Origin of the sequence: Cedecea davisae, assembly GCF_044095835.1 — a bacterium.
In the GTDB taxonomy this organism is placed as follows: Bacteria; Pseudomonadota; Gammaproteobacteria; order Enterobacterales; family Enterobacteriaceae; genus Cedecea; species Cedecea davisae.
The window spans coordinates 969686-988445 of sequence record NZ_CP172054.1 but is presented as its reverse complement, the minus strand read 5'-3'; the positions used below and the strand labels follow the sequence as shown (position 1 = coordinate 988445).

At 56.7% G+C, this 18760-nt stretch carries 14 protein-coding genes; 9 read left to right on the top strand and 5 right to left on the bottom strand.

All coding sequences use genetic code 11. The features are described from left to right. The first annotated feature begins 92 nt into the window (after nt 1-92). The gene (gene csiE, locus ACG1VR_RS05235) at nt 93-1373 is read left to right on the top strand and encodes a stationary phase inducible protein CsiE (RefSeq protein WP_395490385.1); all 1281 of its coding nucleotides are present in this window, start codon (nt 93-95) and stop codon (nt 1371-1373) included. On the opposite strand, the gene ACG1VR_RS05230 is transcribed toward csiE, so the two are convergent. The 4 genes from ACG1VR_RS05230 to ACG1VR_RS05215 all read right to left on the bottom strand — a co-directional run bounded on the left by ACG1VR_RS05230 (nt 1370) and on the right by ACG1VR_RS05215 (nt 8202). Beyond that, nucleotides 1370-2509, bottom strand: coding sequence for a 3-phenylpropionate MFS transporter (locus ACG1VR_RS05230; protein WP_265439466.1), 1140 nt, complete (start codon nt 2507-2509; stop codon nt 1370-1372). The two genes, csiE and ACG1VR_RS05230, sit on opposite strands and share 4 nt — an antisense overlap. 93 nt (nt 2510-2602) lie before the next feature. Beyond that, on the bottom strand, nt 2603-3424 hold the full coding sequence (locus ACG1VR_RS05225; protein WP_395490384.1) for an aldose 1-epimerase: 822 nt from the start codon (nt 3422-3424) through the stop codon (nt 2603-2605). Then, the gene (locus tag ACG1VR_RS05220) at nt 3424-4863 is read right to left on the bottom strand and encodes a sugar porter family MFS transporter (RefSeq protein ID WP_395490383.1); all 1440 of its coding nucleotides are present in this window, start codon (nt 4861-4863) and stop codon (nt 3424-3426) included. Before ACG1VR_RS05220 ends, ACG1VR_RS05225 begins: the two co-directional genes overlap by 1 nt. A 66-nt stretch (nt 4864-4929) precedes the next feature. Then, complete coding sequence (locus ACG1VR_RS05215) at nt 4930-8202, bottom strand: DUF5107 domain-containing protein (RefSeq protein ID WP_395490382.1); 3273 nt, start codon at nt 8200-8202, stop codon at nt 4930-4932. A 115-nt stretch (nt 8203-8317) separates the two neighbouring features. On the opposite strand from ACG1VR_RS05215, the gene ACG1VR_RS05210 reads away from it, so the two are divergent. The 8 genes from ACG1VR_RS05210 to ACG1VR_RS05175 all read left to right on the top strand — a co-directional run bounded on the left by ACG1VR_RS05210 (nt 8318) and on the right by ACG1VR_RS05175 (nt 17223). After that, complete coding sequence (locus ACG1VR_RS05210; protein WP_395490381.1) at nt 8318-9511, top strand: ROK family protein; 1194 nt, start codon at nt 8318-8320, stop codon at nt 9509-9511. 118 nt (nt 9512-9629) lie between these two features. Then, a complete protein-coding gene (locus ACG1VR_RS05205; RefSeq protein WP_039898637.1) occupies nt 9630-10052 on the top strand; it encodes a DoxX family protein in 423 nt (140 codons plus the stop codon). A 394-nt stretch (nt 10053-10446) separates the two neighbouring features. Then, entirely contained in the window at nt 10447-11430 is a 984-nt protein-coding gene (locus tag ACG1VR_RS05200) for an autoinducer 2 ABC transporter substrate-binding protein (RefSeq protein ID WP_016537774.1), read from the top strand. 106 nt (nt 11431-11536) lie between these two features. Continuing rightward, nucleotides 11537-13036, top strand: coding sequence for a sugar ABC transporter ATP-binding protein (locus tag ACG1VR_RS05195; RefSeq protein ID WP_395490380.1), 1500 nt, complete (start codon nt 11537-11539; stop codon nt 13034-13036). After that, nucleotides 13029-14018 (top strand): ABC transporter permease, encoded by a 990-nt coding sequence (locus ACG1VR_RS05190; RefSeq protein WP_395490379.1) that lies wholly within the window; start codon nt 13029-13031, stop codon nt 14016-14018. Before ACG1VR_RS05195 ends, ACG1VR_RS05190 begins: the two co-directional genes overlap by 8 nt. Before the next feature lies 1 nt (nt 14019). After that, nucleotides 14020-14973 carry an ABC transporter permease gene (locus ACG1VR_RS05185; protein ID WP_216374945.1) on the top strand — a complete coding sequence of 318 codons (954 nt, stop codon included), beginning with the start codon at nt 14020-14022 and terminating at the stop codon, nt 14971-14973. A 16-nt stretch (nt 14974-14989) separates the two neighbouring features. Beyond that, nucleotides 14990-16627 (top strand): FGGY-family carbohydrate kinase, encoded by a 1638-nt coding sequence (locus ACG1VR_RS05180; RefSeq protein ID WP_016537778.1) that lies wholly within the window; start codon nt 14990-14992, stop codon nt 16625-16627. Further along, nucleotides 16624-17223 (top strand): SIS domain-containing protein, encoded by a 600-nt coding sequence (locus ACG1VR_RS05175; protein WP_016537779.1) that lies wholly within the window; start codon nt 16624-16626, stop codon nt 17221-17223. Before ACG1VR_RS05180 ends, ACG1VR_RS05175 begins: the two co-directional genes overlap by 4 nt. 48 nt (nt 17224-17271) lie before the next feature. On the opposite strand, the gene glyA is transcribed toward ACG1VR_RS05175, so the two are convergent. Further along, the gene (gene glyA, locus ACG1VR_RS05170; protein WP_016537780.1) at nt 17272-18525 is read right to left on the bottom strand and encodes a serine hydroxymethyltransferase; all 1254 of its coding nucleotides are present in this window, start codon (nt 18523-18525) and stop codon (nt 17272-17274) included. Nucleotides 18526-18760: the final 235 nt, after the last annotated feature.

The window sequence follows — 18760 nt, the reverse complement described above, 5'->3', positions numbered from 1 at the left end:
CGTAATTCCGTGATGAAAAACTAAAAATGGCGATATATTCGCCGAAAGCTTTAGCTATTCTTATCATCTGACACCAAATTCAGGACTGCCAGATGATGACACTGCTGACTCCGCCGCCATCTGTGCTTTCCAGTTCGCAGCGCCGCTGCCACCTGCTTTTGATGCTTTACCTTCCGGAGCAGGACGTTACGCCGGAGGCGATTGCCAGCATCAACGGCGTGGACCAGACGCAAACCCTGCAAGATATAGCCGACACGGGCCTCGAGATCCAGAGTTATCACCGTCTCTCTCTGGCTCAGCAGCAGGACGGCAGCTATCGGATTGAAGGCACGGCGCTCGACCGCCGTCTCTGCCTGCTGCACTGGCTGCGCAGGTCGCTGCGTCTTTGCCCGCAGTTTGTGCTGCACCATTTCAGCCCGGCGCTGAAGGCTCAGCTCAAAGAGCTCGGGATAATCAAAGCCCTGTATGATGAAACCAACTTACGTGCGCTGGTCAACCTCTGCGCTCGCCGCCTGCAAAGGCAGTACGACAGCCGTGACAGCCAGTTTCTGACGCTGTTCTTGCAGTACTGTCTTTATCAACATCATTCCGGTTATTCCCCGCAACTCTCGGCGCGCCAGCGGGAATGGAGCCAATTGCGCCCGGAGTTTTCCGTGGCCCGGGAAATTGCCCGCCACTGGCAGCGGCGCGTTATGCAGCCCGCAGACCAGGACGAGCAGCACTTTCTGGCGCTATTATTCCAGCTGTTAAGGATCCCCGACCCGCTCAATGACCAGCATCCCCAGGACACGCGCCTGCGCGGCGAAATTGGCCTGATGATTGAGCGTTTTCACCGCCTCGCCGGGCTCTCTTTTAGCGACGAACAAGGGCTAAGCGACCAGCTTTATATTCACCTGGCCCAGGCGCTGAACCGCTGCCAGTTTGATATCGGTATCGACCATAGCCTCCCGGAGGAGATAACCCGCCTCTACCCGCGCCTGATGCGCACCTCACGGGAGGCGCTGGCCGGTTTAGAACAGCATTACGAGGTTCGTTTTTCTGATGCGGAAGCCGGTCTGGTCGCGGTGATATTTGGCGCCTGGCTGATGCAGGAAAGCGATATTCAGGAAAAACAGGTACTTCTGCTTACCGGCGACGACAAAGCGCTGGAGCAGCAAATAGAGCAGCAGCTGCGTGAGCTAACGTTGCTGCCCCTCAATATTAAACACCTTGCGGTTCAGGAGTTTCAGAGCCGGGGCGCGCCGCGCGAGGTGGTGCTGGTTATCACGCCCTACGCCACCTCTTTGCCGCTGTTCTCGCCGCCGCTTATCCACGCCACGCTGCCGCTGGGCGAGCATCAGCAAATGCGGATAAAACAGCTGCTCGAATCCTAGCTGCTGGCGGCGACTTTCGGCCTCAGGAACAGAGCCGGGAGTGCCACCAGAGCCATTACCCAGAACATCCCGCCCTGCAAATGCTGGTACAGGAAGCCGGAGAAAATCGTCATCACGGCTATTCCACCGCCCATTGCCACCGCAGAATAGACGGCCTGAAGCCGAATCACTTCCCCACCTTTGCGGGCGGAGATATAACGCATCGCCGCAAGGTGGCAAATAGTAAAGCTGCCGCAGTGCAGGATCTGGGCGACAATAAGCCACGGCAGTTCGGTGGTTGAGGCCATCAGGCCCCAGCGGATCACTCCGGTGACGGTAGAGAGCAGCAGTAAATCGCGGGCGCTCCAGCGGCGGAACAGCTTATTGCTAAGCGCAAAGATAACGATTTCGGCCACTACGCCAAGCGACCACAGATAGCCGACCACCGAAGCGGAATACCCCGCCCCCTGCCAGTAAATGGCGCTGAAACCGTAATAAGCAGCATGCGCCCCCTGGAGCAGAGAAACGCAGGCCAGAAAACGCCAGGCGCTGATTATCAACCCTTTCCAGGCAGGCCAGCCCGCCGACTCCTGATGCCGGGCTTCGCCCTGGGGCATAATAGAAGGCCGCAGCATCATGCCGATTAACATCGACGCCGCACCGATAGTCAGCAGCACCAGAATCGCCTGATAGCTAAACTCGCTCACCAGCTTCCCGGTAAGAGCCGAGCCAATCACAAACGCCAGCGAACCCCAGAGCCGCACGCGCCCGTAGTCCATGGTGATTTGCCGCTGCCAGGTTCCGGCTAATGCGTCGGTCAGCGGCACCAGCGGCGAAAAGAACAGGTTAAAACCGACCATCGTCAGCAGCAGCCAGAGCGAAGCATGGCCCAGCCAGAAACCGGCGGCAAAGATAAGGGTAACGAGGGCTAACAGGCGGAGAGCAAAAACAAGGCGGGAAGGATCGGTCACGCGGGGGGCTAACAATAAACTACCGAGGAAACGGGCGATTAAACCAGACCCCAGCAGCAGCCCGATGGTTTCGGGGGGGAGCCCTACGCCTTTGAGCCAGACGCTCCAGAAAGGCAAAAACACGCCATAACTAAAGAAATAGGTAAAGTAGCTGAGCGCCAGCCAGCGCGTGGAATGCAAAACCATGATCCCTCCCGTTTTGGAGGCGTTAGTGTCGGGGATAGCCGGCCGGCATGCAAGTAAACATTAACAGAGCAATAACACACATCAAAATAAAGGTTAATCAACCTCAACTACCATTTCCAGACGAGTTGTCTCTGCTCGCCCCAGCCTCACTAAACCCGGCATCCCCGGCAGGTTATGGGCGTTGACCGGATGCGTTTGCGGCTCCAGGCAGATAAACGGTTGGTTCTGCATTCGGAACACCATCAGATAAGGCGTTGGGCATGAAAGGCGCACCCGCATGGCGCCGCTTTCAATCAGCGCATTCCCGCTCCAGCCCGAATAACCCACGTTCAGCCATCCATCGGCAGGAACCTGTCCCGAAGAAAAATCCGTTTGCTCCGTTAGCTCCCCTTGCCACTCGAGAGGCAGATGGAGCTCGCCTTCCGGCCAATAGCCGCTGGCGAGAAACTGCACCCGGCTTTGCGGTTCAAGCGCGAAGTATGGATGCAGTCCCAGACCGTATACCATGGCTTTATCGCCCAGATGCGTTAGCTCTAGACTTACCCGAAGCTGGTTTTCCACCAGCCTGTAGGTTAAGCGCGCAAGGTAATCAAACCCGCAGGCATGGCGGCTTTCCAGGCTCAGGGTCAGTTGCTGCGGATGATGCTTCTCAACCTTCCAATGCTTTATCCAGCCGTCGCCGTGCAGGAAAAAGCGCTCATCGACGGGGCTTTGGGGCAAAGCTATCTGCTCGCCGCCCAGCCGAAATTGATTCTCTTCCACCCGGTTAGCCAGGGGCAACATCGGGAACAGCGCCGGTTCGGCAGGATAGAAAACCGGCTTGTTGTGTTTAAGCGACTCGAAGCTGAAGACTGAAGCCCCCTGAGGGGCAACAGTTAAACTCAGAGAGGCATTTTGCAGTCGCAAAATATCCATCAGCGCAGCGCCTTTGCAGCAGATGCGGGAGCAGAATGAATACGCCCGGACGCCAGCTGCTGTTCCAGAGCCTCCAGGCTAACGCCTTTGGTTTCAGGCACGAAGCGGCGCACATAGATAAAGCCTGCGGCACAGATAGCGCCATACAGCAGGAAGCTCCCGGCAGCACCCAGCCCGGCGTTCAGCAGCGGGAAGGTGTAGGTCAGCAGGAAACAGGCCACCCAAAGCGCCAGCGTCCCCAGCGACATCGCCAGACCGCGCACGCGGTTAGGGAAAATTTCCGACAGCAGAACCCAGGTCACCGGAGCAAGCGTCAGCGCATAAGTAGCAATCGCGGCCAGCACCAGAATGAGAACCGGCAGGCCGAGTATGCCCAACCCATAGGCTGCGCCAATCAACGCATAGATAATGGTCAGCCCGGCCGCGCCAAACAGCATCAGCTTGCGGCGGCCGATTTTATCCACCAGCGGCAATGCAGCGATGGTGAACACCAGGTTGATAAGACCCGTAGCCACAATGGATTTTAATGTGCTGTTGATATCGAACCCGGCGGAGGCAAAAATCTCCTGCGCGTAGTTGAAAATGACGTTGATCCCGCACCACTGCTGGAACACCGCCAGCACCATGCCGATGATAATTATCGGACGAACCTTCGGCTCCCACAGCGCCGACCACGACACTTTCTGAGTATCCTGGCTTAGGGTTTTCTGAATATCCTTCAGCGTTTCGTCGGCGTAGCTTTTGCTGCCGATGCGGCTGAGCATCTGGTGAGCCCGTTCGCTCTTCCCGGCGCGAACCAGCCAGCGCGGAGATTCAGGCACAAAGAACATCAGAATCAAAAACGCCGCGGCCGGTACCACGCCGGAGCCAAACATCCAGCGCCAGCCAACCTGCCCGTTCCAGCTGGTGCTAATCTCCTGCAAAGTGGCGTGGCTGGCGACGGGTTCAGCAATCATCAGGTTAACAAGTTGGGCGGCCAGCACCCCGATAACGATAGTCAGCTGGTTTACCGCCACAAAACGCCCACGCTGGGCCGCCGGGCTGATTTCTGCGATGTACATCGGGCTAAGGGCGGAGGCAAGTCCAATCCCCACTCCGCCGACAATGCGCCAGGCTACGAACAGATCGAAATGACTCGCCATCGCTGTTCCCCAGGCCGATAAGGTAAACAATAACGCCGCGATAATAAGCGGAATCTTGCGGCCATATTTGTCGGCACACCAGCCGGAGAGCAGCGCACCAACCACGCAGCCCACCAGCGCGGAACTCATCGCCCAGCCGGAAATGGCCGGGTCAGTAATCGAGAAATAAGCTTCGTAGAAGGGTTTTGCCCCGCCGATAACCACCCAGTCATAGCCGAACAGCAGTCCGCCGCAGGCCGCGACCAGACAGATGGTCCAGACGTAGCCCATGCGTAATTGCGATTGCATACGATCCATGGTCGATCCTCATCTTGCATTTGTAGGGTAAGAGAGCGGGCGCTCATCGTCGCCCGCTGGTTATTTTCACAACATGCCGATGCTCAGGGCCTGACGAAGCAGATGCGCTTTGTCGTGGGCCGGGTTAAGCGCCAGTAACTCATCAATAAGCCGGTTGAACGCGAGGGTATCGCCGAGGCCGAGATGACCAAGCGCCTCGACAAAAAGGCAGTGCTGGAGATGCGCCCTGCGTGGGTTACCATCCAGCGCAATCAGGTCAGGCAGCGAGACGGCAAAGAAATCAGGTTCTACCGCATCGTCGCGGTGCTGCCGCGCCCACTCGATAAAGGCGCTGAACTTCTGCTGCGCCGCTTCAGGCTCGCCAAGCTGCTTTTGTGCCATGGCCTGGTAAAAGAGATAATCCACCGGCTGGTCGTTGTAATAGCGCCCGGCCTCAAGCGTAGAGCCGCCCTTCAGAGCCTCGCGATAGCAAGCCTTAGCGGCATCGGCACGCTGCTGTTGTTGGGCGCAACGGCCAAGCAGATACCAGATATCGTTATCGCTCTGGCCCACCAGACGGCCTTCCCCGAGGTTTTCCGGGTAGCGCAGCGCCTGCTGGAGCAACTCTTCAGCAAGGCCCGGTTCGCCTTTTTCGATATGCGCCAGAGCACGCAGCTGCTGGTTAATCAGATACTGTCCGGTCACTTTCCCTTCCCCACCTTCCCACGGGTGGAACTTACGTTCGGCCAGCACGCGAGCTGCCTGCTCATGTTTGCCATGCTGATGCCAGAGGCTAAGCAGTTCGGCGGTGAGATCGTCGCGCTTCAGGGCTACGTCACGCTGCGCTTCAAGCCGGGCAAGACGTTCTGCCGTTGGGCGGGCATTCAGCTTTAACAGGAAGTCGAGTTCAAACAGGAAGCGGGCGTTGTCCGGCTCAAGCTCAACGGCGCGCTGGAGCAGGGCTTCGGCACGCCGGGCGTCCTGCTGCTTATTCCAGGCATGGATCGCCAGGACGCGCTGTACCGCAGCAAATTCAGGCATCTCCCGAGCGCAGAACTCCCAGCAAGCCAGCGCTTCACCGTAGCGGCGTTTGCTGTACCAGAAGCAGCCCAGCAGATATTGAGCAAAGCCGTCCTGCGGCAGACGCATCAGCATCTGCACCTCATCAAGCGTGTTGGGGAAGCGAACCCGCAGGGCAAATTGCTGCTGAGCCAGGGAAAGATAGCGGGCCTGCCGCTGAGGGTCGGTTTCCAGCGAGGCCTGCCAAAGCAGCGGCATTGACTCTTTTGAAGCCAGCACCTCAAGCAGCTCGCGGGCGGCATGCTCTGCGCCAAAGCTCATCAGCCAGCCCGCCAGCACGCTGGCGTTGGTGCCGCGCTGCCCGGTGACCCGCAGCAGTTCCAGTTTGTCTTGCTCCTCGCCGGTGATTGCCCAGCGGGCGTAATGCAGGGCGTAACTTAGCGGCCAGCTTGCAAGCTGCTGCGTTACCCACTCCAGCGCCTGCCCCCGCTCTCCGCTTTGTTGCAGGACCAGCGCCTTCAGCCCCATCGCCAGATTGTTGGAAGCATTGAATTGCAGACTTTGTGAAACCAGAGTCAGCGCTCGGCCCGTGTCGCCTTTACGCATCGCCAGCCGGGCCAGAGCATAGAACGCCGCATCCCGGCAATTGCCGCTCCAGCTTGCCTTGTAATAGTCGTCGAAAGCGCCGTCATAATCGCCGAGACGCTCTTTTGCCGCCCCGCGCAGCTGGCTGGCATCGCCGTTCTGCGGGTTTTTATTCAGGCGATGGGCTCTCAGCAGAGCCGCATCCGCATATTCCTGAGCTTTTTGCCAGTTGCCGCGGTTAAATTCGAGCGTTCCGAGCGCAACGTTGCAGCGGTAGTCGAGCGGGTCAATTTCCAGCGCGCGCAGGTAATAATCGAAGGCGGAGCGGCTGGCGTGCAGATACTGTTCCAGATGCTGGCCGATGAAGTACAGCTCGTCGCAATTATCAATCTGCTGCGGCCCGGCCGGAGCCTGCGCGGCCTGAGGCAGAGGCAGCTCTTTTGCAATGTGCTCGCAGTAATCAAGCACCAGCGCGCCGGAAGCATCAATCAGCGAAAGCGTCAGGCGTTGCGGCCAGCTTTCTTCCAGCCGCTGCTGCCAGACTTCCGCCGGAGCCAGAGAAAGAGATGTCTGCCAGAGTGGATTATTGCCATCGCTAATTACCAGCGTCATATCGGCCAGCGGGGCAATCGCATATACGCCGAGCGCCAGCGCATCGCCATCCCGCTCCAGCTTGATTGCCGCCTGAGTATTAGCATTTTGCACAGTGCCCAGCCCGCTATAAGGCAGGAAGTTCTGCACAAATACTTTCTCTTCGTACGGCGCAATCCAGGTGAAGTCCGGCTGGTTGTCGGTGAACACGCCGGTCATTAGCTCGATATAAGGGCCGTTGCTGTCGGTCAGGTTGCGGTCCCAGGCCAGGCCAAAATCACAGTTGCCCCAGGTCCACTGCTTTTTGCCCGGCGAAACGTGGTGATCGGCAATATGCAGCAGCCCGCCCTGCTCGCCGTGGTGGTAAGCACCAACGAAGTCATAATCAGACTTGTCCGCCATATAAGAAGTCGGCACCGGGATATTTTTGTAGCGCGAGATATCAACCCCGGCGGAATAATCCACTTTGTAGTAGGTGCCGTGGGCAATCGGGAAAGCCGAAACATCGCGTTTGCCGTGGTCGAACACCGCCGTTACGTCAGGCGGGAATACGCTTTGATGCTCGTCGCCGCCCTTCACCGCCGGATTGGCCCACCACAGGAAATGACGCGGCGTGGCGTTGCCGTTAAACACTTTGCCGGTGATTTCGATCAGCGCTTTTTCCGGGTAGAGCGTAAATCCGGTCATCACCTGCAGGCCACGCATCGGCTCAACTTCACCCAGCCAGACGGTTTGTGCCCCGCTTTCGTGCTGCTGGAAGGTCACATCCACCGGCATAAACGTGGTCGGGCGGTGATGCTGCGGCCAGTTAAATTCAATCCCGCCTGAGATCCACGGCCCAACCAGACCAACCAGCGCGGGCTTAACGACCTCGTTGTAGTAAACGAAGTCACGCTGCATCACTTTGTCCCAGGCGCGGTGGATGCGCCCGCCCAGCTCCGGCAGCAGCATGACGCGAATAAAATCATTCTCCAGCCATACCGCCTGGTACTCACAAATTTCACGTTTGCCGGTCAGGGTGTCTATCACGCCGTAGGGATAAACCGCGCCGGAAGATCCCTGATACACGCGATTTTCCAGGAACATCGGGTTCGGATCTTCTGCTCCGGTGGTCCAGGTGGGAAGTGAGATCGTTTCCTGCCAGACTTTAACGGCTCCGTACATAGCAACTCTCCAGTAAACAAATAATAGTGAATGGGGTGTTGCCGACAGTTTGAAACAGCCGCTTATGATTTAATCGCTTAATGCTCACGCAATATAGTTAACGAGGTTTAGTGAAATGCAGGAGTCGGGTCTCAACAATCAGCGGGTGCGCCAGCTCAACCGGCAAACCCTGATGAAGCTGGTATGGCGGCACAAGCGGCTGAGTAAATCGCAGTTTGCCCAGCATACCGGGCTGTCTATTCCGGCAGTCAGCAATATTCTTGAGGAGCTGGTGGATGAGGGCAAACTCAGCCACTCCAGCGAAAACCTCAGCAGCCGCGGGCTAAATAGCGGCAGCTATCAGATACCGCCGGACGGCGACTACATTCTCTGCATGAACGTGACGCCCACCAGCATTGAAAGCCAGCTATGCAGCGCGCAGCTCACGCCGCAGGGCGATTTTGAACGGCGGTCGATTGTCGCCCCCACGCCGCAGGCCCTGCTCTCGGCAATAGAAGCCATCTGGCACCAGCAGCGCAAAAGCTGGCCGCAGAAGAAAATCAATCTGGCGCTCGGCATTCACGGCCAGGTCGACCCGGTTACCGGCGTGTCGCAGACCATGCCTCAGGCCCCGTGGCGCGAGGCGGTTGAGATTAAATATCTGCTGGAAGAGAAGCTGGACGTCGAAGTACTGCTGGATAACGACTGCGTAATGCTGGCCCTGGCGGAGAAGTGGCAAAACGCCGGAAACCGCGAGGATTTTTGCGTACTCAACGTCGATTATGGCATCGGCTCTTCGTTCGTCATCAACGGGCAAATTTATCGCGGCAATCTCTACGGCAGCGGGCAAATTGGCCACACCATCGTCAACCCCGACGGCATGGTCTGCGACTGCGGCCGCTACGGCTGCCTGGAAACCGTTGCCTCATTAAGTGCGCTAAAAAAGCAGGCCCGTATCTGGCTAAAAACGCACCCGGAGGCGCAGCATCATGACCCGGAAAAACTCACCTCGCGCCAGCTTGTGCAGGCGCTACATGCGGGTGATGAAAGGGTCGCTCGCTGGGTTGAAGACTCGGCCAATGCCATTGGGCTTAGCCTGTATAACTTCCTTAATATCCTCAACATCAACCAAATCTGGTTCTATGGCCGCAGCTGCGAATTTGGCGATAACTGGCTGAACGCCATTAAACAGCGCATCGGCTTTAATCCCTTCGACCACGGCGATGCGTTAAAAAGCAATGCCACGCAAATAAACTTCGGCCAGCTCACGCGCGCCCAGCAGGTCATGGGGATTGGCTATTTATATGTGGAAGAAGACCTGAAAGAGTAAGAAGCAGAATAAAAAACATTCGCTAACAAAAACGAAGCGGCAGCCCGCCCGGCGGCAATGGCAAGCTCAGGTTTTGTGTATTAACTTTAACCTGAGTCCCCCATCAAACGAGCCCGCTATGAACACACTACGCTATTTTGAGTTCGGTCAGTCACGTTCTTTGGTTTTGCTCATTGCCCGTATTGCGCTGGTGCTGCTGTTTATTATTTTCGGCTTTCCCAAAATCAGCGGCTTTAGCGGCACCGTTGAGTATATGGCCCATCTTGGTGCGCCGCTGCCGATGCTGTCCGCGATTATTGCGGTGCTGATGGAAGTGGTGGCTGCGCTGTTAGTTGTGCTTGGCTTCTTTACCCGTCCGCTGGCCATTTTGTTTGTGTTTTATACCCTCGGCACCGCGGTTATCGGCCACCATTTCTGGAATTTGACCGGCGATGCCGTGCTGCCGAACATGATTAACTTCTACAAAAACGTCAGTATTGCCGCAGGGTTCCTGCTGCTGGCGGTGGTCGGCCCGGGCGCTATCTCACTCGATAAACGCTAAACATTTCCCTGCTAAAAAGGCCGCAGTTCAGATGTGCGGCTTTTTTATTGCTCCCCCTCTTTCAGCAATAACCCCTGACTCGCTTCAGCTCACAATTTCATAACATTTTTTCGGCACATTCCCACCCAGACTCACCTCCAAAAGCTTCGCTCAACGCAAATTGTTTATTAATTGTTATTTATTTGTATGTAAAAACAACAAAAATTAACACTACCATTCCTGATAAAGTTAAAAAACATCATATATTTAACACAAAATTAACTAAATTAGATCTAAAAACAAACAATAATGGGCGTAAATCACAATTAAAAAAACTGCGATTCATTCCCTCTTCCCTTCGTTGCTAGTCTGCTGTGCGTGACATGCCTCAGTCCCTAATAAAAAAGGTACACCTATGAAATTCAAACTCGCCTTACTCAGTGCAACCCTGATTTCTGCATGCATGTTGTCCGGAACAGCCGCCGCGGCGGAAAAATATGAAATCGCGGTGGTGGCGAAAGTCACCGGCATTCCGTGGTTCAACCGCATGGAAACCGGCGTCAATGAAGCCGCTAAAAAACTGAACGTTAACGCCTACCAGACCGGCGCTGCAACGCCGGATCCTGCCCAGCAGGTTAAGGTGATTGAGGATCTGATCGCCAAAAAAGTGAACGCCATTATCGTAGTCCCTAACGACGCTAAAGTGCTGGAGCCCGTGCTGAAGAAAGCGCGCGACCAGGGCATAGTGGTGCTAACTCACGAATCGCCTGACCAGCAAATTGGCCAGTGGGATATCGAAACCATCGACAGCGAAAAATATGCTCAGGCCAATATGGACGAGCTGGCAAAAGATATGGGCGGGAAAGGCGGCTATGCCATTTACGTCGGCTCGCTGACCGTGCCGCTGCACAACGCCTGGGCAGACTCCGCCATCAAGTACCAGAAAGAGAAATACCCGGACATGTTCGAGGTGACCTCGCGCCTGCCGGTGGCGGAAAGCATTGATAAATCCTACTCCACGACGCTTGATCTGATGAAAACCTATCCGCAGATGAAAGGCGTGATCGGCTTTGGTTCGCTCGGCCCGATCGGCGCAGGGCAGGCGGTACAGAAAAAACGTGCGAAGGATAAGCTGGCGGTTGTCGGTATCGCAATGCCGGGCCAGGCAGCGCCTTACCTGATGCGCGGTGACATCAAGAAAGCGCTGCTCTGGGATCCTAAAGATGCCGGTTACGCTCTGGTAACGGTGGCAGACCAGCTGTTACAGGGTAAAGCCGTGACTAAAGATCTGACCATTGACGGTTTGGGCAAGGCAGATGTCGACATGGATAAGAAAGTGATCCGTTTTAATAAGATCCTCGAAGTCACCAAAGATAACGCTCAGTCTCTCGGTTTCTAAGGCACTTAAGCCAACACCACGGAATAGGAACGCCGGTCATTCGGCCGGCTTTCTCGTAAAGATTATTTTCTGGTGCCCATTCCGGGCGCCGGCAGGGGTATGACCCATGACCGACACTTCCGCATTTATCACTCTTGAGAATATCAGCAAGCAATTCCCGGGCGTGCGGGCGCTGGATAACGTCAATCTGACGCTCAAAAAAGGCGAAGTCCACTGTCTGGCCGGGCAAAACGGCTGCGGTAAGAGCACGATGATTAAAGTGATTTCAGGCGTTTACCACCCGGAAAAAGGAGCGCAAATTGCCCTCGACGGCAAGCTGTTTCATCACCTGACGCCGACGCTGTCGGCGCATTACGGCATCCAGGTTATTTACCAGGATCTTTCGCTATTCCCGAACTTCAGCGTGGCCGAGAACATTACCATTCACCGCTACCAGCCGGGCGGCAGCCTGTGGGTAAACCGTAGCGCGATGAGAGAGCAGGCCATGGCGGCCATGCAGCGTATCGGCGTGGCGCTCGATCCCGACAAAAAGGTCGAAAAGCTCTCGATAGCCGACCGCCAGCTGGTTGCCATTTGCCGCGCCATTGCCGCCGACGCCAGGCTGGTGATTATGGATGAACCCACCGCCTCGCTGACACGTCAGGAGGTGAATGGCCTGCTGCGCGTGGTTAATGAACTCAAAGCAGACGGCATCTGCGTGGTGTTTGTCAGCCACCGCCTGGACGAAGTAATGGAAGTCGCCGACCGAATCAGCGTGATGCGCGACGGCAAGCTGGTCGGCACCTGGCAGGCCAGCGAGCTGGACAGCAACGAGCTGGCTTACCTGATGACCGGCCAGCGCTTCCACTACAGCCCGCTGCCGGAAAAACCACCGCTCGACAGGCAGCCAATGCTGGAGCTGCGCGGTTTAAGCCGCAAGGGGAAATACCACAACGTAAACCTGGCGCTGCGCGGCGGCGAAATTGTCTCGATAGTCGGCCTGCTTGGTTCCGGCCGTACCGAGCTATGCATGAGCCTGTTCGGTATGACCCAGCCGCAAAGCGGAGAGATGCTGATCGATGGCAAACCGGTGAAGCTGCGCAGTAACCATGATGCTATCAAACAGGGTATTGGCTATGTCTCGGAAGATCGCCTGACCCAGGGGCTTATCATGGAGCAGTCGATCTACGACAACACTATCGTCACCGTTTTCGACCAGCTCCATACCCGCAGCGGCCTGCTGGATCATGCCAAAGCGCGCGGGTTGGTCGCCACGCTGATCCGCGAACTCAACATCAAAGTGTCCGATCCCGATTTACCGGTAAAAACCCTTTCAGGCGGTAACGCCCAAAGGATCGCCATTGCTAAATGGGTAGCCACTCGCCCGCAGATATTAATTCTCGACTCGCCAACGGTTGGGGTCGATATCGCCAACAAAGAGGGCATTTACCAGATTGCCCGTGACCTCGCAGAACAGGGGTTGGCGGTATTAATGATTTGCGATGAGATCCCGGAAGCTTACTACAACAGCCACCGCGTGCTGGTGATGCGCCGGGGCGAGCTGGTAGCGGAGTTTAATCCTCACCGCTGTAGCGAACAGGAAATTGCTGAGGTAGTCAATGAATAGCCCTCGTCTCTCCCGCCTGGCCGGGCAACATGAATTCTGGCTGGGGCTTCTGGTCGTCGCCCTGGCCGTGGGTCTTAGCATCAGTACCGACGAATTTTTATCGCTGGGTAACCTGACGGACGTTGCCACCAGCTACGCCATTCTCGGCATTCTGGCCTGCGGCCTGTTTGTGGTGCTTATCTCCGGGGGGATTGATATTTCCTTCCCGGCGATGACCGCAATCGCGCAGTACGTGATGGCGAGTTGGGTTATCGCCCACGGCGGTAACTTTGCGCTGGCGCTGGTCCTCTCGATTGCCGTCGGGCTGCTGCTCGGGCTTATCAACGGCTTCCTGGTTTACTGGCTCCGTGTGCCGGCGATTATTATTACCATCGCCACGCTGAACCTCTATTACGGCCTGCTGGTTTATCTCACGAAAGGGACGTGGCTGTACGGCTTCCCGGACTGGTTTATGAACGGCATCAACTGGTTCTCCTTCACCGCCAAAGACGGCTATCAGTACGGGCTTACTCTGCCGCTCTTGTGCCTCGCAGCGGTGATTATCTTTACCGCCATATTGATGAACTACACGCGCCTTGGCCGCCAGATTTATGCCATGGGCGGTAACCGCGAGGCGGCTTCTCGCCTGGGGATGAACCTGCTGAAACTGCATTTTTATGTCTACGGATATATGGGCATTCTCGCCGGGGTTGCCGCGGTGGTTCAGGCGCAGATTACCCAGTCCGTTGCGCCTAATTCGCTGCTCGGTTTTGAGCTGACCGTACTGGCGGCGGTCGTGCTGGGCGGAACCAGCATGACGGGCGGGCGCGGCACGCTAACCGGCACCCTGTTGGGCGTTATCCTGCTGGCCTTCCTGCAAAACGGCCTGACGCTGCTTAGCGTCTCTTCATACTGGCATGCCGTATTCAGCGGCGTAATTATCCTGGTCAGCATCAGCGCAACGGCCTGGAATGAAAAACGCAAACTCGCAAGGGAGCTTTAAGATGAAGACCTTCGCCAGATTTTTACCCGGTGACGCCATCATCCGGCTGCAGTGCGCAATCATTATTGTGGTGGCCCTGGCCTTCTCCCTGCTGCTTGGCGGGCGCTTCTTTAGCCTCGCTAACTTCCAGTCCATCGGCTCACAATTGCCGATCCTCGGGATGCTGGCGCTGGGCATGGGAATGACGATGCTCACCGGCGGCATTAACCTGTCGATTATCGCCGGGGCTAACGCCTGCTCGCTGGCAATGGCGGCGGTTATCGTCAGCCATCCTGATAATCCTCTGTTTTTTGCTCTGGCAATGCTGGCCGGTATAGCGGTCGCCGTGGCTATCGGCACGCTGAACGGGGCGCTGATTGCGTGGGTTGGCGTCTCGCCTATCCTCGCCACGCTGGGGACCATGACGCTGATTTCCGGCCTCAATATTTTGCTCTCTAACGGGACGGTGATTTCCGGCTTCCCGGCGGCGATTCAGTATCTTGGCAACGCCTCAATTCTTGGTATTCCCGTCGCCCTGTTGTTGTTCCTGCTGGTTGCGGTTCTGCTTTGGGTGCTGCTTGAGCACACCACGCTCGGCCGCAGCCTCTATCTTGTCGGCTCAAACGAACAGGCTACGCGCTTTAGCGGCGTGAACACCGTGCGGGTGCAGATTTCTGTGTACATCATTTCCGCGCTGCTCGGCTGGGTGGCCGCCATTTTGATGATGGCAAAATTCAACTCGGCTAAGGCCGGGTACGGCGAATCTTACCTGCTGGTGACCATCCTTGCTTCGGTGCTGGGCGGCATCAATCCGGACGGCGGCTTTGGCCGCATCATCGGCCTGGTGCTGGCGCTGATTGTGCTGCAAATGCTGGAAAGCGGCTTTAACTTGCTGGGGATCAGCAGCTATCTGACCATGGCGCTCTGGGGCGCGGTGCTGATCCTCTTTATCGCATTACAGAATCGTAAAGCCTGAATTCAGGAGAATCATTATGGCGAGTTACTTCATTGGGGTGGACGTTGGAACGGGAAGCGCCCGGGCGGGCGTGTTTGACCTGAACGGCAGAATGGTGGGCGAGGCAAGCCGGAGCATCGAAATTTTCCGCCCGCAGGCTGATTTTGTTGAGCAATCCTCAGACAACATCTGGCAGGCTGTGTGTAACGCAGTCCGCGACGCGGTGAACCAGGCGGACATCAACCCGATTCAGGTTAAAGGCCTTGGCTTCGACGCCACCTGTTCGCTGGTGGTGCTGGATAAAGAAGGTAAACCGCTGACCGTTAGCCCGTCCGGGCGCAGCGAGCAGAACATCATCGTCTGGATGGATCACCGCGCGATCGCCCAGGCCGATCGCATTAATGCCCTACACCACCGGGTGCTGGACTACGTTGGCGGCATTATCTCGCCGGAAATGCAGACGCCGAAGCTACTGTGGCTGAAGCAGCATATGCCGAACAGCTGGTCGAATGCCGGTTACTATTTTGACCTGCCGGACTTTCTGACCTGGCGAGCCACCGGGGACGACACCCGTTCGCTCTGCTCGACGGTCTGCAAATGGACCTATATGGGCCACGAAGATAAATGGGACAGCAGCTATTTCCGCCAGATCGGGCTGGAAGACCTGCTGGAGCACGATGCGGAAAAAATTGGCCGCTACGTCAAAACCATGGGTGAGCCGCTGGGCCACGGTCTGACCCAACGCGCCGCCAGCGAAATGGGCCTGATTGCCGGAACCGCCGTCAGCGTCTCGATTATTGATGCCCACGCGGGCACGCTCGGCACGCTGGGCGCCTGCGGCGTAACGGGTGAAGTGGCTGATTTTGATCGCCGCGTCGCGCTGATTGGCGGAACGTCAACCGGCCATATGGCTATCTCAAAAGAGGCGCGTTTTATCAACGGCGTCTGGGGCCCTTACTATTCGGCAGTGCTGCCGGGCTACTGGCTTAACGAAGGCGGCCAGTCGGCAACCGGGGCGCTTATCGACCATATTATTCAGTCACACCCTTGCTATGACGCAATGCAGGCGCAGGCCAAAGCCCAGGGGCATACCATTTATGAGCAACTGAACGCCCTGCTGCGGAAAATGGCCGGAGAGCCGGAGAACATCGCCTTTCTGACCCGCGATATGCATATTCTGCCCTACTTCCACGGCAACCGTTCGCCGCGCGCCAACCCAACGCTGACCGGCGTTATCAGCGGGCTTAAGCTTTCCCGCACGCCGGAGGACATGGCGCTTCAGTATCTGGCAACCATTCAGGCCATCGCGCTCGGCACGCGCCATATTATTGAGACCATGAACCAAAGCGGTTACACCATCGACACCATTATGGCGAGCGGCGGCGGCACTAAAAACCCAATTTTCGTCCAGGAACACGCCAATGCGACCGGCTGCGCCATGTTACTGCCGGAAGAGAGCGAGGCCATGCTGCTGGGCAGCGCCATGATGGGCACCGTGGCTGCGGGCGTGTTCGACTCGTTCCCTGAAGCCATGTCGGTGATGAGCCGCATCGGCAAAACGGTTACGCCGCAGACCAACCGCATCAAGCAATATTACGACCGCAAATATAAGGTGTTCCACGAGATGTATCTCGACCATATGAAATACCGCCAGCTGATGCAGGAGGAAGCATGAGCGAGTCCTGGCAGCAGGCAACCCAGGCCTGGAGCGTTTGCAGCCGGGAGCTGGCGGCGCTGGAGCAGCATCTGAGTGAGTCGCTATGGCAGGCTTTGCTGGCGGAAATCAGAAACTGCAAAGGCAAGATAGTGGTCACCGGCGTCGGCACGTCCGGCATTGCGGCGCGAAAAATTGCCCATATGCTGGCCTGCGTTGAGCGCCCGGCTATTTACCTCAACGCCACCGACGCGGCCCACGGCGATCTCGGGTTTTTACGTGAAGATGACCTGATGATAATGCTTTCCCGCGGCGGGAATTCAGACGAGCTGACCCGCCTATTGCCGGGGCTGGCTTCCAGAAATGTGCCGCTTGTTAGCGTGACCGAAAACCCGGGTTCAGCTATAGCCAAAGCGTCCAGGCTGGTTATCTCCACCGGGGTAAAGAACGAAATGGACCCGCTTAACATGCTGGCGACGACCTCGATTATTCTGGTGCTGGCCATTTTTGATGCGGCCTGCGCCTGCCTGATGAGCGAGAGCGGCTATTCCAAGGAGAGGTTGCTGGCGGTGCATCCCGGCGGAGACGTCGGGCTGACGCTGCGAAAGCAGCAGTAAATAAAAAAGGCTTCCCGAAGGAAGCCTTTTCTCAATCCAGTTTAGCGATTACGCGTAAACCGGGAAACGAGCGCAGATATCCAGCACTTTCTGTTTGGTGCGTTCAATCACGGCTTCGTCGTTGATGCTGTCCAGGATGTCACACATCCAGCCAGCCAGCTCTTTCACTTCCGCTTCTTTGAAGCCGCGGCGGGTGACGGACGGGCTGCCGATACGGATACCGGAGGTCACAAACGGGCTCTTAGGATCGTTCGGCACGCTGTTTTTGTTCACGGTGATGTTGGCGCGGCCCAGGGCAGCGTCAGCTTCTTTACCGGTCAGGTTTTTATCAACCAGATCCAGCAGGAACAGGTGGTTTTCAGTGCCGCCGGAGACCACTTTGTAGCCACGGTCGAGGAACACTTCAACCATAGCTTTAGCGTTCTTAGCAACCTGCTGCTGGTAAACTTTGAACTCTGGCTCCATCGCTTCTTTCAGCGCTACGGCTTTCGCCGCGATAACGTGCATCAGCGGGCCGCCCTGCGCGCTTGGGAATACGGCAGAGTTCAGTTTTTTGTAGAGATCTTCGTCGCCGCCCTTCGCCAGGATCAGGCCACCGCGTGGGCCCGCCAGGGTTTTGTGGGTGGTCGTGGTCACAACGTGAGCGTGTGGAACCGGGTTCGGGTAAACGTCTGCGGCAATCAGACCCGCAACGTGCGCCATATCAACGAACAGGTAAGCACCAATGCTGTCTGCGATTTCACGCATTTTTGCCCAGTCAACAATGCCGGAATAAGCCGAGAAGCCGCCGATGATCATCTTCGGTTTGTGCTCTTTAGCCTGCTTCGCCATGTCTTCATAGTCAATTTTACCGGACTCATCAATACCGTAAGGGATGATGTTGTACAGCTTGCCGGAGAAGTTAACCGGGGAGCCGTGAGTCAGGTGGCCGCCCTGCGCCAGGTTCATACCCAGAACGGTATCGCCCGGTTGCAGCAGCGCGGTGTACACCGCGAAGTTAGCCTGGGAGCCAGAGTGCGGCTGTACGTTGGCGTAATCGGCGCCAAACAGCTCTTTCGCACGGTCAATGGCCAGTTGCTCAACGATATCAACGTATTCGCAGCCGCCGTAGTAACGTTTACCCGGATAGCCTTCAGCGTACTTGTTGGTCAGCTGAGAACCCTGCGCCTGCATAACGCGCGGGCTGGTGTAGTTTTCGGAGGCGATCAGTTCAATGTGCTCTTCCTGACGTACTTTTTCTTGCTCCATGGCCTGCCACAATTCTGGATCGTAATCGGCAATGTTCATTTCACGCTTTAACATTCGCATCTCCTGACTCAGCTAACGGTAAAAATTTTTACGGCAATGAGGGTGCCCTTTTGGGCGACGGGCAACAGTGTAAACCGAAACCCTTCCCGGTGATAGGGCTTGGTTGAGGTTTTTACGCAAACGATTACCCAGGCATGAAATAAGGGTTTCAGGCAATAAAATAAGCGCCATTTAGCCGGATATTTCTTCATCAGCAAGATGCGCATTTTTCATGTTCTGTGACGCCAGT